At 76.8% G+C, this 793-nt stretch carries 1 protein-coding gene; it reads left to right on the plus strand.

Features of this window, described 5'->3' with window-relative positions; translation table 11 throughout:
- Nucleotides 1–43: 43 nt before the first annotated feature.
- Nucleotides 44–685 carry an RNA polymerase sigma factor gene (locus FNQ90_RS25475; RefSeq protein WP_182608468.1) on the plus strand — a complete coding sequence of 214 codons (642 nt, stop codon included), beginning with the start codon at nucleotides 44–46 and terminating at the stop codon, nucleotides 683–685.
- Nucleotides 686–793 lie beyond the last annotated feature (108 nt).

Below are 793 nucleotides of genomic sequence, written 5' to 3' on the forward strand. Positions count from 1 at the left end.
CGGCACGGCGGTGGGGCCCGGTGGGAGCGGCGCGGCGAGGGGGATGCCGGACACCGAACTGACCGCCGCGGTGCTGGCGGCCCAGCGCGGTGACGAGCGGGCCTTCGTCCATGTCTTCCGCGCGGTCCATCCCCGCCTGTTGGGTTACGTGCGCACCATCGTCGCCGAGTCCGACGCCGAGGACGTGACCTCCGAGGCGTGGCTGCACATATCCCGTGACCTGGGGCGGTTCCGCGGGGACGCGGACCGCTTCCGGGGATGGGCCAACCGCATCGCCCGCAACCGGGCACTGGACCACCTGCGGGCGCGCGGTCGCAGGCCGATGGACCTGGTCGACGACACCTCGCTCATCGAGCGTGCCGGTCCCGGCGACACGGCCGAGGAGGCGCTGGCCGCGGTGGGCACGGCGCGCACCTTCGCGCTGCTGGGCCGCTTACCGCGCGAGCAGGCCGAGGCGGTGGCCCTGCGCTCGGTGATGGGGCTGGACGCCCGACGGGCCGCGGGGGTTCTGGGGAGCCGCCCCGGAGCGGTGCGCACCGCGACCCACCGCGGGCTGCGCCGGCTCGCGGAACTGATGGAGGACGGGGAGGTCCGCACGCGTCAGCCCCGGCGCACGGGTGCCGGACGACGTCCGCCGGCCGCCGCCGTTCCGGCGACGGCCGGGACCGGTCCGTCCGGCCGGTAACGAATTCCCGACGGCCGGCGCAGAAGAGGATGAGGCCGACTGGTCATCGGCCGAACGGGTCCCCGGGGGTTCCCCCCGTACCCGCGGGGCCCCGGCGCGGGCGGGGCC

Source organism: Streptomyces alkaliphilus, assembly GCF_014141535.1.
Taxonomy (GTDB): domain Bacteria; phylum Actinomycetota; class Actinomycetes; order Streptomycetales; family Streptomycetaceae; genus Streptomyces; species Streptomyces alkaliphilus.

Bases quoted from the DNA above. Each gene is read 5' to 3' on its own strand.
- FNQ90_RS25475 (WP_182608468.1), top strand. From the start codon at position 44: ATGCCGGACACCGAACTGACCGCCGCGGTGCTGGCGGCCCAGCGCGGT.